Genomic DNA, 13,352 nt, shown 5'->3' on the forward strand with positions numbered 1-13,352 from the left:
GCGCCCTGCGTCCGGCCCGGACGACATCGCGGCCGACAGTCCGGCACCCCGGCGCGCGCCCGACGCGGCGACGCCCGGGGTTCCGCCGCGGGCCGCGCTCGATCCGCTCACCATGACCGATGAGATGGAAGCGATCGACGAGGCGACCCAGTACCGGCGCAAGATCGATCACACGCTCGCCCGGTTCTCCGCCGCGCACGACGAGATGGAAGCCGAAGAAGCGAAGCGGCGTGAACGCCGTGAGCGCCTCTCGCCCGCGTCGATCCTCGAGAGCACTCGCACCGCCCTTCAGCGCGTGGTCACCGCCACGCCGCAGGGCGAAAGCGAAGCCGTCTCCGAAGAGCAGGCCGCGCAGACTCGGTTGCAGGAGAAGAAGGCGCGGAAGATCGAGCGCTCGGTGCGGTTCGGGCGGATCGCCGCGGCCGTGGTCGCCGGGCTCGTCTTCCTCGGGATCGGGGGCGCGTGGGGCGCCCAGACGTACTTCGACGCGAAGTTCACCCAGGTTTCCGCGCTCGACGAGAACTCCGCCGACATCCAGGACGCCGACGCGCAGGCCAACGACGAGAACTTCCTGATGGTCGGCTCCGACACCCGCGACGGCGCCTCCGCCGAAGAGGGCGTCGGGACCGCCGACAGCAATCCGGGCGCGCGCTCCGACACCGTGATGGTGGCGCACATCCCCGCAGACCGGAAGCGGGTCGTCGTCACGTCCTTCCCTCGCGACCTCGAGATCGACCGGCCCGAGTGCCAGCGCTGGGATCCCGCGCAGAGCAAGACGACCGACGAGAAGGTCCCCGAGCAGAAGATCGCGAAGCTCAACACCGCCTACGCGGTCGGCGGGCCGCCCTGCACCACCAAGGTGATCCAGCAGCTCACCGGCCTGCGGATCAACCACTTCGTCGGCATCGACTTCAACGGCTTCAAGGAGATGGTCGACGCCGTGCACGGGGTCACCGTGCACAACGAGACCCCGATCGACGACACGACCCTCGGCAAGGTGCTGATGGAGACCGGCGACGTCACGATCTCCGGCGACCAGGCTCTGAACTTCGTGCGCGCCCGGCACGTCAAGGGCGACCCGACGTCGGACTACGGCCGGATCAAGCGGCAGCAGGAGTTCATCGGCGCGCTGCTGAAGAAGGTCATGTCGTCGGACGTCGTGCTCGACCCTGGCAAGCTCAGCGACTTCATCACCGCGTTCGCGAAGGCCACCTTCGGCGACAACCTCGGCGTCAAGCAGATGATGACGCTGGCGCAGTCGATGAAGGGCCTCGACGCCTCGAAGATCACCTTCCTCACCGTGCCGACGGTCGGCCTGCCCAACTCCCGCGGCAACGAGGTGCTCGTCCGCAGCAAGACGAAGGCCCTCTTCGACGCGCTGCGCAACAACACCCCGCTGCCCGACCCGAACGCGCCGGTCCCGGCGAGCGAACAGGCGCCGCCGACCAGCACGTCGAAGTCGAAGACCGGCAGTTCCAAGAGCACCACGACCAGTAAGAAGAGCAGCACCACGGGCTGATCCGCGAGGATCGTTAGACCGGGTTCACGTGCGGTTCACCCGGCGATGCGGTGTTTGGTCACGGTTGGCCGTAGGGTTGGGCCATGCGTGAGGCTTACCATGTCGAACTCGAACAGCTCGCCGACCACCTGGCCGCCATGTCGGTCCAGGTCGCCGACGCCATGGAGCGGGCCACGAGGGCACTGCTGGAGGTCGATCTCGGTCTCGCCGAGCAGGTGATCAGCGACGACGCGAAGGTCGACGACGCCCGCGCCCAGTGCGAGGAGCAGGCGTACGCCCTGCTGGCCCTCCAGGCGCCCGTGGCGACCGACCTGCGCACCGTCCTCGCGGCGATCCACGCCGCGGAAAGCCTGGAGCGGATGGGCGATCTGGCGCTGCACGTGGCGAAGGCCGCGCGGCGCCGCCACCCCGAGCCGGTGCTGCCCGAGGCCGTGCGCCCGTACTTCGCCGAGATGGGCGAGGTCGCGGTCAAGCTGGCCCGCTCGACCGAGCAGGTCATCAAGACGAAGGACGTCGAAGCGGCGAAGACGCTCGAGACCGACGACGACCAGGTGGACGACATCCACCGCCACCTGTTCACCGTCCTGATGGACCGCGAGTGGCCGCACGGCGTCGCCGCGGCGGTCGACGTGACGCTGCTGGGCCGGTTCTACGAGCGGTACGCCGACCACGCGGTGTCGGTCGCGAAGCGGATGATCTTCGTGGTCACCGGCAAGATGCCGGGCTACGGCTCGGACGACGACATCTGAGTCCAGGCAAGGAAAAAGCCCCCGGCCGCGACCGGGGGCTTTTTCGTGTGCCGGTCCCGACTCAGAAGCCGCTCAGCACCGGGCGGACGTCTGGGCGCCCGTATGCGAAGACGCGCGCCAGGCCGGCGCGAAACCGGTCGATCGCCGCGGTATCGGTATCGAGCACGATCTCGAAGTCGGTTTCCGCGAGCCCCAAGGGCTCCAGAGCGCTCTCCGCGAAGATCACATGCAGCACCTTGTCCCGGCCGGCGGCCGTTTCGGCGGGATCGGGCGCCGCGACCGCGCACTGGAACAGGAGAACAGACTCACCGTCCTCATCGGACACTCCAGCGATCGCGCAGCCCAGTTCCGCTTCGACAACGTAAGTCGCGTTGCGCGCGATGATTCTCGTGCTCACCGAAGAATAGTAACCAAAGAAGAAGGCCTTTCCCGCCGACCCCGAGCGCCGGCGAGAAAGGCCTTCTCCGACAACGACAACTCAGCCGAAACGGCCGGAAATGTAATCCTCCGTGGCCTTTTCATCCGGGTTGGAGAAGATCTTCTCCGTGTCGTTGAGCTCGACCAGCCGGCCTGGCTGCCCCACGCCGGCCAGGTTGAAGAACGCCGTCTGGTCGGAAACCCGCGCCGCCTGCTGCATGTTGTGCGTGACGATGACGATCGTGTAGTCCTTCTTCAGCTCCCCGATCAGGTCCTCGATCGCGAGCGTCGAGATCGGGTCCAGGGCCGAGCACGGCTCGTCCATCAGCAGGACGTCCGGCTGGACCGCGATCGCGCGGGCGATGCACAGACGCTGCTGCTGGCCGCCCGACAAGCCACCACCGGGCTTGTTCAGGCGGTCCTTGACCTCGTTCCACAAGTTCGCGCCGCGCAGAGCGCGCTCGGCGACGTCGTCGAGGGTCTTCTTTCCCTTGGTACCACCCAGTTTCAGGCCCGCGACGACGTTGTCCTTGATGGACATCGTCGGGAACGGGTTGGGGCGCTGGAACACCATGCCGATCGTGCGGCGGACCTGGACCGGGTCGACCGACGACGCGTAGATGTCCTCGCCGTCGAGCAGCACCTGGCCGTCCACGCGGGCGCCGGGGATCACTTCGTGCATGCGGTTGAGTGTGCGCAGCACCGTCGACTTGCCGCAGCCCGACGGGCCGATGAACGCGGTGACGTTGCGCGGCGGCACGGACAGGGTGACGCCGTCCACGGCGTGGAACTTGCCGTAGTAGATGTCGACGTCCTTGACATCGATTCGCTTGGCCATCAGGAACAGCTCACTTCTTCTTCGGGGCGACGAGGCGCGCGAACACGGTGGCGAGGAGGTTGATCAGCGCGATGATGAGCACCAGGGTCAGCGCCGCGCCCCAGATGCGGTCGAAGCCGACCGTGCCGGGGTCCATCGGGTTGCTGACGCGTTCGTTGTTCATCAGCAGCGGCAGCGCCGCCTGTTCGCCGCTGAAGATGTCCCAGTTCGTGTAAGCCGAGTAGCCGACCAGGACCAGCAGGGGCGCGGTCTCGCCCATCACGCGGGCGAGGGCCATCATGACGCCGCCGACGATGCCGGACAGGGCCGTCGGCAGCACGATCTTCATGATCGTCTTCCACTTCGGCACACCCAGCGCGTACGACGCTTCACGCAGGTCGTCGGGGACGATCCGCAGCATTTCCTCGGACGAGCGGACGACCACCGGGATCATCAGCAGCACCAAGGCCAGCGACACGGCGAAACCGCTGCGCGGCAGGCCGAGCGTGGTGATCCAGAGCGCGTAGATGAACAGCGCGGCCACGATCGACGGGACACCGGACAGGATGTCCACCATGAACGTGGTCGCCTTGGCGAGCTTGCCGCCCCGCCCGTACTCGACGAGGTAGATCGCGACCAGCATGCCGATCGGCACCGCGATGATCGCGCAGACCAGACCCTGCAGCAGGCTGCCGATGATCGCGTGCAGCACGCCGCCGCCGACCTCGTCGGACAACACGTCCCCGAAGTCCTCGGTCCACCAGTTGCTGTACGGGATGCGCGTGATGCCGTCGACGACGACCGTGTAGAGCACCCACACCAGCGGCACGACGGCGATCAGGAACGACAGCCAGACCAGCGTGGTCGCGACGCCGTTCTTGACCTTGCGGGCCAGGCTGACCTGCTGGAACGCCGGGGTCGCGGCGGGAGCTTCGAGCGTCGTGGTGGACATGCTCAGTCCCCCTTCTTGCCGATGATGGACCGCGCGGCGAAGTTGACGAGGAAGGTCAGCACGAACAGCACCAGGCCGGCCGCGATGTACGCGCCGGCCGAGACCTCGTTGTTGAACTCGCTGTAGTTCGCGGCGATCTTCGAGGCGAACGTCGAGCCGCCGTCGAAGAGGCTCCAGTCGAAGTTCTTGCCCTGCGGGATGAGCAGGATGACGGCCAGCGCGATCGTCTCGCCCAGCGCGCGGCCGAGGCCGAGCATGGACGCGCCGACGTAGCCCGCCTTGCCGAACGGCAGCACCGTGGTGCGGATGACCTCCCAGCGGGTGGCGCCGAGGGCCAGCGCGCCTTCGATGTGCGGCGTCGGCGTCCGCTCGAACACCTCGCGCGACAGCGACGTGATGATCGGCAGGATCATCACGGCCAGCACGATGCCGGCGGTGAAGATGGTGCCGCGCACGCTGGGCGCCACGTTGCCCGGCGCCAGCAGCGGGAACCACGAGAACGTGTCGTTGACCCACTTCGTGAACGGCTCGATCGCCGGGGCGAACACGAGGATGCCCCAGAGGCCGAAGATGATCGACGGGACCGCGGCGAGCAGGTCGACGATGTAGGCGAACGGCCGCGCGAGCCGCTTCGGCGCGTACTGGGTCAGGAACAGCGCGATGCCCAGCGACACCGGCATCGCGATGATCAGCGCCACTACCGACGTCGCCACGGTGACCTCGAGCAGGTCGAGGATGCCGAACGACATGTTCGCCGGGTCGTTGGTCGACCAGCCGTGGTTGGTCAGGAAGTTGACCTTGTTCGCCTGCAGCGCCGGGATCGCCTGGATGAGCAGGAAGAGCCCGATCAGGCCGATCAGGGCGACGACGAAGATCCCGGCCCCGGTGGTCAGGTTCTGGAAGATGCGGTCACCGGGCCGCACCTTCTTCGCTTTCTCGCCCGCGGGCGGCGGCGCCGCCGGCGGGGCTGGTTGCTCCGAAATCGGGACCTCCGGGGGCGTCGTGGCGGACGACGAACGCCCACCGGGGTCGCCGGTGGGCGTTCGCGTCGAGGATGACTCGCTCATCAGGACTTCTGACCAGCCTCTATCACTCGTGTGTCAGTCGCAATGCCGGGTCAGGAGATGGCCTTGATGGAGTCCAGGACCTTGGTCTGCAGCGACTGCGGGATCGGCACGTAGCCCTTCGAGGACAGCGGCTGCTGGCCGTCGGTGGCCGCCACCGTCAGGAACGCCTTGACGGCCTTCGCGACGTTCGGGTCCGCGTACTTCGAGCAGACGATCTCGTAGGTCGTCAGCAGCAGCGGGTAGGCACCCGGGGTGTTGCTGGCGTAGATGCCGTTGAGGTCGAGCGCGAGGTCCTTCGAGCCGTCCTTGAGGAACTTGGCCGCGTCCAGGGACTTCGCCACGTTCGCCGCGTTGAGCTCGACGCCGCCGGAGCCGCTGTCGATGAGGGCCGGGGTCAGGCCGTCCTTGGCGAACGCGCCCTCGACGTAGGTGATGCCGCCGTCGGAGGCCTTCACCGCGGTCGCGACACCGTTGGAGCCCTGCGCACCGTTGCCGACGCCGCCGTTGAACTTCTTGCCGGCGCCCTTGGTCCAGTCGGCCTTCGCCGCCGCGCCCAGGTACTTCTGGAAGTTGTCGGTGGTGCCCGACTCGTCGGCGCGCGAGACGACCTGGATGGCCTTGTCCGGCAGGTTCAGGCTCTCGTTGCCCTTGACGGCCTTGATGGCCGGGTCGTTCCACTTGGTGATGGCACCGCTGAAGATCTTCGCGGTCACGGCCGGGGTCAGCACCAGCTTGTCCACGCCGGACAGCTTGTAGGCGACCGCGATCGGGCCGACGACCAGCGGGATGTTCAGCGCGTCGCTCGCGCAGCGCTTGTTGGCCGCCGCGAGGTCCGCGTCCTTGATCGGCGAGTCCGAGCCGCCGAAGTCGATCTGGTTGGCGTTGAACTGCTTGACGCCGGCGCCCGAACCACTCGGGTTGTAGTTGACCTGCTGGCCGGAGCACTTCTTGCCGTACTGCTGCGTGAAGATGTCGATGGCGTTCTTCTGCGCCGACGAACCTTCCGCGGAGAGCGGGGTCTTGCCGCCGCACTCCACGTCGGCGGTGCCGGTCGCAGCGGGCGCCGAAGCCGAGTTCGAGCTGCTGCTGTTGGTCGCCGCGGGGTCGGAACCACAGGCGGCGAGCACGAGGGCGGCGCTCGCGACGATGCCCACCGCGCTCAGGGGCCGCATGATCTTCACTGCTGTTTCCTCCATCAGGAGCTTGACCGGGGTCGCCGCGGCGTGCTGCCGCAACGGATCCGGACATTAGGCAGCGCCGGTGGACGGGCGCCCCTCTCCAGATGAACGAAAAGTGAACAAGGCTCCGGATGTGAGCAGTGCTACTAACCCGACAGGGTGCCGTGTCCGGGCCGTGACCTGCGCGTTCGCACACGGTGACGAGGTGTTCGCACCGCGTCCACCGTGGTCACCGACCGTACTGGACGTCGGTTTCGTGACGCGCAAACCCGAGCTTGGTGTAGACCGCGAGCGCCGGCGCGTTGTCGCCCTCGACGTACAGGATGATCTGCCCCAGCCCGCGGCTCGCGAGGTACCGCAGCCCGGCCAGCGTCAGCGCCCGGCCGAGGCCGCCGCCCTGCGCCGCGGGGTCGACGCCGACGACGTAGACCTCGCCGACGCGCTCGCCGCCGAACCGGCCGGGGGTGGGCTCGTGGACCTTCGTCCAGTGGAAGCCGATGACCTGCCCGGCCTCTTCGGCGAGGAAGAAGCCGTCGGCGTCGAACCAGGCGCGTGCTTCGTCGGCGCGGATGTCGTCGGCGGTCAGCGCGCCCTGCTCGGGGTGCCAGTCGAAGGCCCGCGCGTTCACCCGGACCACGGCGTCCTCGTCCTGGCCCGGCACGAACGTGCGCAGCGAGACGCCGTCGCGCAGCCGCGGCTCCGGCCAGTCCGCTCCCTTGACGTCAGTGTGGAGGATCAGCAGCTCTCGTTTGCGCTCCAGGCCGGCCTTCTGCGCCAGCCGCCGGGCCCCGGGGTGGTCGCCGTGGGCCCAGAGCCGGAAGCCGACCGCGGCGCGCTCGTCGAGCGCCTGAAGCAGCTTCGCGCCGTAGCCGCGGTTGCGGTGGGCCGGGTGCACGAACAGCTCCGCGACCTGGTGCCCGAAGGAGTCACCGGTCGTGTCGAGGTGCGCGTAGCCGACGACCTCGCCTTCGACGCAGGCGACGAGGTGCTCACCGCCGTCGAACTCGCCGGGCAGCGGCCCGTCCGGTTCGACCTCGGGCCGCCCGTCGGCGTCGCGGACGGCCAGCAGCAGCCCCCGGACGTCCTCGAGCTGCTTGCCGTCCAGTTCCTGCCGCCACTCGCCTTCACCGGTCACCCTGCGACCGTACCCGCGAGGCGAGCAACGCGATGCCGTTCACCGCGTCCTGGGAAGTGTGACGGCGTCAGTGCGCGAGCTCGGGGGTCTCCACCGGCGCCTCGGCCGGGGCCGCCTGGCGGGGCGCGCCGCCCTTGGCCGGCCGCTCGAACTTGTAGCCGACGTTGCGCACGGTGCCGATCATCTGCTCGTGCTCCGGGCCGAGCTTGGCGCGCAGCCGCCGGACGTGGACGTCGACCGTGCGGGTGCCGCCGAAGAAGTCGTAGCCCCAGACCTCCTGCAGCAGCTGGGCGCGGGTGAACACCCGGCCGGCGTGCTGGGCGAGGTACTTGAGCAGCTCGAACTCCTTGTACGTGAGCTCGAGGGTGCGCTTGCGCAGGCGGGCGGTGTAGGTCGCCTCGTCGATGACCAGCTCGCCGACCCGCAGCTCGGCGTCGACCTGCGCGGAACCGCCGTCGCGGGTGGTGACCAGCCGCAGCCGGGCGTCGACCTCGGCCGGGCCGGCGGTCGGCAGCAGGATGTCGTCGGTGCGCCACTCGGCGCTGACCGCCACCAGGCCGCCTTCGCCGACGACGGCGATGATCGGCGTGGCCGCCTCGTCTTCACCGGCGCCCTTGAGCAGCCGGCAGAGGCTCTTCGCCGAGGCCAGGTCGCTGCGGGCGTCCAGGACGATGACGTCCCGGTGGCCCGCGTCGAGCAGGGCCGTCACCTCGGGAGGGCGGACGCGTACGGTGTGCGGCAGCAGGTCCAGCGCGGGCAACACCGAGGTGGCGTCGGCTTCCGCAGTCAGCACCAGAAGGTCCAGGCTCATGAGCCGCACCGCCTCCACAAATCGTCGCCGCACGGTGGCGTTGTTCGGTGCTAAGTGAGAATAGCGGCTCGACCGCCCGGTACCTAACCCTTGCTGGATCGATCACACCTGGAGAAACCCCGGTGGACCCGACGAACAGGAGTACGGACGCGATGGTGAGCAGGCCCGTGACCCGGGACGACCGACCCGGACCGCCGCCGGAGGCGCGGCGCCGCGGACGCCGGGCACGGCGCTGGGTGATCGCACTGATCGTCCTGGTGCTGCTGCTGGTCGGCGCCGATTTCGGAGCCGCCGCGTTCGCCGAGCACATGATCTCCCAGAAGGCGCGCGAGCAGCTCCAGCTGACCGACGACCCGTCGGTGACGATCCACGGCTTCCCGTTCCTCACGCAGGCGCTCGGCGGTGACTACCGTCACATCAGCGTGTCCGCCGCCGGCCTCCCGGTCGCGGACAAGCTCCAGGACGTCGCGGTGAACGCCGAGCTGGAGAACGTCTCGGCGCCGCTGTCCGACCTCACGGCGGGCAACACGAAGTCGATCACCATCGGCGAGCTGACCGGCTCGGTCACCATCAAGGCCGCCGACCTGGCCCGCCTCTCGCCGCTGGACAAGATCAAGGACCTGCGGGTCGAGCCGGCGAGCACCGACTACGTCGAGAACGGGGACTCCGGCCAGAGCGAGCCGGCGCCGACCACCACGACCGGCGCCGACGGCCAGCCCGTCGACGAGTCGAGCACCGGTGTCCGCATTTCGGGACACCTTCAGTTCGCGGGCAAGGATCTGGAAATCTTCTGTTTCGCGATGATCGAAGCCGACGCGAAGGGCGGGACGATCAACTTCGTCCCCAAGCGACTGCAGTTCGGGAACGACCAGGAGACCACGGTCGTCCCCGCGGCGGTGCAGAAGGCGCTGATGCCGAACTTCAAGGCGTCGATCAACACGAAGGACCTGCCGCTGTCGGTCACCCCGACCGGCGTGCGGGTGCAGAGCGGATCGGTCACAGTCAAGGGCGAAGCGACCAATGTGTCCTTCGCGGACCTGAGCAAGTAAGAGGAGCGGTGCGGTGACGGGACTGTGGGTGCTCGCGGCGACACTGGTGGCCGCCGTGGCCGTCGGTGTCCTGCTGAAGGCCCGCAACGGGCGTGTGCGCGAAGCGAAGCCCGCCGCGCGTGCACTGCCCGGCCCCGTCACCGCCGCCCTCGACCCGGCGTCCGCCGTGACGCTGGTCCAGATCTCCACCACCTTCTGCGCACCCTGCCGGCACGCGAAGGCCGTCCTCGGTCCGCTCGCCGAGCGGACCGAGGGCCTGCACCACGTCGAACTCGACGTCACGAACCAGCCGGAGGTCGCGCAGTCGCTGTCCGTGCTGCGGACGCCGACCACCATCGCGCTGACCCCGGACGGCCGGGAGCTGCTGCGCGTCGGCGGTGTCCCCAAAGGACCCGAACTGCTGGCCGCGTTGCAGCCCCATCTCACGACTCGGACGTCCTGACCAGGGACCTTCCCGCCGATTGGGATTTCTCCCAGAGTGTGAACGTGGTTCCCACTCTGAGGGAGAGCTGGGTACGCTCGCACCGTGACCAGGCTGAGCACATTCCTCACGCAGCGACGCGCAGTAGACCTCTGCCGCGTCCGCAGCAGCCTGTGTCGCGCGTCGTCCGACCGGCGCTGAACCACGCCCGTCCCCGCCAGCCCTGATGCCGCTGAAGCGTGCCGTTCGCACGTAATCTCCCTGCTCCAGCTGGAGGATCCATGTCCGCCGGACCGGCCGTCGACCCGCGAGGCCCGCGGTTCGCCGCCATCCTGACCACGATCGTGCTCGCGGTCGTGCTGGTCACCCAGTGGTGGCCGCTGCTGGCGTTCCAGACCGTCGTGTTCGCCATCGGCGCCTTCGTCGGGCTCAAGCCGGCGCCCTACTCGATCGTGTACCGCACCCTCGTGGCCCCGCGCCTCGGCCCGACCGACGAGCGCGAGGACGCGGCACCGCTGCGGTTCGCCCAAGCCGTCGGGTTCGTGTTCGCACTGGCCGGCACGATCGGCTTCGCCGCCGGGATCACCCCGCTCGGCATCGTCGCGACCGCGTTCGCGTTGTTCGCGGCCTTCCTCAACGCGGCGTTCGACTTCTGCCTCGGCTGCGAAATGTTCTTGCTCATCAAGCGCTTCACCCCCGCCCGCGCGTCCTGAAAGTTCAACCCCAGAAAGAGAGTCCGTTCCATGAGCCGTGAAGACGTCCTGGTCACCACTCAGTGGGCCGAGGAGAACCTGGACACCCCCGGCGTCGTGTTCGCCGAGGTCGACGAGGACACCACCGCCTACGACGGGGGCCACATCCGGGGCGCGGTGAAGTTCGACTGGCGCAAGGACCTGCAGGACGGGGTGCGCCGCGACTTCGTCTCCAAGGAGGGCTTCGAGAAGCTCCTGTCGGAGAAGGGCATCTCGAACGACGACCGCGTGATCCTCTACGGCGGCAACAACAACTGGTTCGCCGCCTACGCGTACTGGTACTTCAAGCTGTACGGCCACGAGAACGTCCAGCTGCTCGACGGCGGGCGCAAGAAGTGGGAGCTCGACGGCCGTGAGCTGAACTCCGACGAGGTCAAGCGCCCCGCCACCGAATACAAGGCGCAGGACCAGGACCTGACCCTCCGCGCGTTCCGCGACGAGGTCGTCCAGTCGATCGGGTCGAAGAACTTCGTCGACGTGCGTTCGCCCGACGAGTTCTCCGGCAAGCTGCTCGCCCCGGCGCACCTGCCGCAGGAGCAGTCCCAGGTTCCGGGTCACATCCCCGGTGCGCTGAACGTGCCGTGGGCGAAGGTCGCCAACGAAGACGGCACGTTCAAGTCCGAGGACGAGATCAAGGAGCTCTACAAGGACGAGGGCATCGACGAGGGCAAGGGCACCATCGCCTACTGCCGCATCGGCGAGCGCTCCTCGATCGCGTGGTTCGCGCTCCACGAGCTGCTGGGCTACGAGGACGTGAAGAACTACGACGGTTCATGGACGGAATACGGCTCGCTCGTCGGCGTGCCGGTCGAGTTGGGAGCCAAGTGATGGCGGTTGACGACAGCTGCGGCGCACCGGTCCAGGAGGCCACGCCCGCGAACTACGACACGCGCGGCCAGGTCGTGCTGGCCGGCAAGGTGACGGGTGCGAACGGGCCGGTCGGCGGCGCGTTCGTCCGGCTCCTCGACGGCGGCGGCGACTTCACCGGCGAGGTGGTCTCCTCGGCCGAGGGCGACTTCCGCTTCTACGCGGCGCCGGGCGACTGGACGGTCCGCGCCCTGCACCGCTCCGGCAACGGCGAGGCTTCGGTCACCGCCGACGGCCCGGGCCTGCACCAGCTGGCGATCTCGGTCGCCTGAGTTCGTTCTTCATGAGGGGCACCTTCATGGACTTCGCGTCCGTGGCGGTGCCCCTCATGGCTTTTCGGCCAGGACGTGCGCGGCCGCTGGACGACACCTCGGGAGTTGACCTGAAACCGGGTCGAAGCCGCAACCTGTTCAAGTGACCCTCACCGCTCCCGCGACCCGCACCGGCCTGCTCACCGCCGTCTTCCTCGGCAGCTTCATGGCCCTGCTCGACGTCAGCGTGGTGAGCGTCGCGCTGCCGACCATGCAGCGGACGCTCGGCGCGAGCTTCAGCGGCCTGCAGTGGATCGTCGACGGCTACACCGTGGCGCTCACGGCCGTGATCCTCTCCGGCGGGACGCTCGGCGACCGCTACGGCCGCAAGCTCGTCTACCTGAGCGGCCTGAGCGGCCTGACCGTCTTCACCGTCGCGTCGGTCGGCTGCGCGCTGGCGCCGACGCTCGAATGGCTGGTCGCCGCCCGGGTCGTCCAGGGGTTCGCCGCCTCCGCCGTGATCCCCGGCGCCGTCGCGCTGCTCGCGCACGCCTTCCCGGAACCCGCCGCCCGGGCCCGGGTGATGGGCCTGTGGGGCACGGTCGCCGGCTGCGCGCTCGTGCTCGGCCCGCTCGTCGGCGGCCCGCTGACCGACGCCTTCGGCTGGCCGTCGATCTTCCTGGTCAACGTGCCGATCGGGCTCGTCGCCGTGCTCACCGGCCGCCGCGGGATCACCGAATCCCGCGACCCCGCGCACGGCGCGCTCGACCTGACCGGGCAGGTGCTCGGCGCGCTGTGGATCGGCCTGCTGACGTTCGCCGTGATCGAGGCCGGCCGGCTCGGCGCGAGCCCGTCCGTGCTGGTCACCGGGGCCGTCGGGCTCGTCGCGCTGATCGCGTTCGTCGTGGTCGAACTGCGCGTGCCGCACCCGATGCTGCCGGTGCGGCTGTTCGCGCGGACCCGGTTCTCGGTGGCCATCTTCGCCGCGTGGAGCCTCGGGTTCGCGGCCTACCCGGCGGTCTTCCTGATCGGCATCTACCTGCAGCAGGCACGCGGCGCGACGGCGTCCGAAGCGGGCGTGCAGATGCTGCCGTACGTGCTGGCCAACGTCGCCGCCGCCTTCACCGCCGGCCGGCTCTCCGCCCGCTACGGCGCCGAGCGGCTGCTGCCGGTCAGCTACGCCGTCGCGGCGGCGGGCTCGTTCGCGTTCCTGCTCCTCGACGGCTCGACGCCGTACTGGCTGGTCGCGGTGGCCTTCGCGGCCGCGGGAGCCGGGGTCGGGCTGTCGGTGACGCCGTCGAACATCGTCGGGCTCGCCGGGCTGCCGGGGCACCGCAGCGGGATCGCGTCGGCGACGGTCAACGCCG

Annotated in this window: 16 protein-coding genes; 9 read left to right on the forward strand and 7 right to left on the reverse strand. The window is 69.2% G+C overall.

Going from position 1 to position 13,352, the window contains the following annotated elements; all coding sequences use genetic code 11:
* The first annotated feature begins 112 nt into the window (after window positions 1-112).
* Both G3I65_RS20775 and phoU read left to right on the forward strand, forming a co-directional pair.
* Window positions 113-1,519, forward strand: a complete 1,407-nt coding sequence (locus G3I65_RS20775; protein WP_160697579.1) for an LCP family protein — start codon at window positions 113-115, stop codon at window positions 1,517-1,519.
* A gap of 83 nt (window positions 1,520-1,602) precedes the next feature.
* Window positions 1,603-2,268 (forward strand): phosphate signaling complex protein PhoU, encoded by a 666-nt coding sequence (gene phoU / locus G3I65_RS20780; protein ID WP_160697580.1) that lies wholly within the window; start codon window positions 1,603-1,605, stop codon window positions 2,266-2,268.
* Between the two features lie 61 nt (window positions 2,269-2,329).
* Here phoU and G3I65_RS20785 read toward each other — a convergent pair whose 3' ends face one another.
* The 7 genes from G3I65_RS20785 to G3I65_RS20815 form a co-directional block, all read right to left on the reverse strand.
* Window positions 2,330-2,665, reverse strand: coding sequence for a hypothetical protein (locus tag G3I65_RS20785; RefSeq protein ID WP_160697581.1), 336 nt, complete (start codon window positions 2,663-2,665; stop codon window positions 2,330-2,332).
* An 81-nt stretch (window positions 2,666-2,746) separates the two neighbouring features.
* A complete protein-coding gene (pstB, locus tag G3I65_RS20790) occupies window positions 2,747-3,523 on the reverse strand; it encodes a phosphate ABC transporter ATP-binding protein PstB (RefSeq protein WP_160697582.1) in 777 nt (258 codons plus the stop codon).
* A 10-nt stretch (window positions 3,524-3,533) separates the two neighbouring features.
* A complete protein-coding gene (pstA, locus tag G3I65_RS20795) occupies window positions 3,534-4,454 on the reverse strand; it encodes a phosphate ABC transporter permease PstA (RefSeq protein ID WP_160697583.1) in 921 nt (306 codons plus the stop codon).
* 2 nt (window positions 4,455-4,456) lie between these two features.
* On the reverse strand, window positions 4,457-5,377 hold the full coding sequence (gene pstC, locus G3I65_RS20800) for a phosphate ABC transporter permease subunit PstC (protein ID WP_160697592.1): 921 nt from the start codon (window positions 5,375-5,377) through the stop codon (window positions 4,457-4,459).
* A 194-nt stretch (window positions 5,378-5,571) separates the two neighbouring features.
* The gene (pstS, locus tag G3I65_RS20805; RefSeq protein ID WP_160697584.1) at window positions 5,572-6,702 is read right to left on the reverse strand and encodes a phosphate ABC transporter substrate-binding protein PstS; all 1,131 of its coding nucleotides are present in this window, start codon (window positions 6,700-6,702) and stop codon (window positions 5,572-5,574) included.
* A gap of 226 nt (window positions 6,703-6,928) precedes the next feature.
* The gene (gene mshD / locus G3I65_RS20810; RefSeq protein ID WP_160697585.1) at window positions 6,929-7,834 is read right to left on the reverse strand and encodes a mycothiol synthase; all 906 of its coding nucleotides are present in this window, start codon (window positions 7,832-7,834) and stop codon (window positions 6,929-6,931) included.
* Between the two features lie 67 nt (window positions 7,835-7,901).
* On the reverse strand, window positions 7,902-8,645 hold the full coding sequence (locus G3I65_RS20815; RefSeq protein WP_166640366.1) for a response regulator transcription factor: 744 nt from the start codon (window positions 8,643-8,645) through the stop codon (window positions 7,902-7,904).
* Between the two features lie 152 nt (window positions 8,646-8,797).
* Between G3I65_RS20815 and G3I65_RS20820 the strand changes: the two genes are divergently transcribed.
* The 7 genes from G3I65_RS20820 to G3I65_RS20845 form a co-directional block, all read left to right on the forward strand.
* Complete coding sequence (locus tag G3I65_RS20820) at window positions 8,798-9,694, forward strand: DUF2993 domain-containing protein (RefSeq protein WP_160697587.1); 897 nt, start codon at window positions 8,798-8,800, stop codon at window positions 9,692-9,694.
* 13 nt (window positions 9,695-9,707) lie between these two features.
* Complete coding sequence (locus G3I65_RS20825; RefSeq protein WP_160697588.1) at window positions 9,708-10,136, forward strand: thioredoxin family protein; 429 nt, start codon at window positions 9,708-9,710, stop codon at window positions 10,134-10,136.
* Window positions 10,137-10,220: 84 nt separating this feature from the next.
* On the forward strand, window positions 10,221-10,316 hold the full coding sequence (locus tag G3I65_RS59055) for a putative leader peptide (RefSeq protein WP_375336700.1): 96 nt from the start codon (window positions 10,221-10,223) through the stop codon (window positions 10,314-10,316).
* An 80-nt stretch (window positions 10,317-10,396) separates the two neighbouring features.
* On the forward strand, window positions 10,397-10,828 hold the full coding sequence (locus G3I65_RS20830) for a DUF4395 domain-containing protein (protein ID WP_160697589.1): 432 nt from the start codon (window positions 10,397-10,399) through the stop codon (window positions 10,826-10,828).
* A gap of 30 nt (window positions 10,829-10,858) precedes the next feature.
* The gene (locus G3I65_RS20835; RefSeq protein ID WP_160697590.1) at window positions 10,859-11,695 is read left to right on the forward strand and encodes a sulfurtransferase; all 837 of its coding nucleotides are present in this window, start codon (window positions 10,859-10,861) and stop codon (window positions 11,693-11,695) included.
* Entirely contained in the window at window positions 11,695-12,006 is a 312-nt protein-coding gene (locus tag G3I65_RS20840) for a DUF1416 domain-containing protein (protein WP_163046728.1), read from the forward strand. Before G3I65_RS20835 ends, G3I65_RS20840 begins: the two co-directional genes overlap by 1 nt.
* Before the next feature lie 142 nt (window positions 12,007-12,148).
* A partial coding sequence (locus tag G3I65_RS20845; RefSeq protein ID WP_160697591.1) for a DHA2 family efflux MFS transporter permease subunit occupies window positions 12,149-13,352 on the forward strand: 1,204 nt, incomplete at its 3' end.

The sequence above is a fragment of the Amycolatopsis sp. SID8362 genome, assembly GCF_010550475.1.
Classification (GTDB): Bacteria; Actinomycetota; Actinomycetes; order Mycobacteriales; family Pseudonocardiaceae; genus Amycolatopsis; species Amycolatopsis eburnea.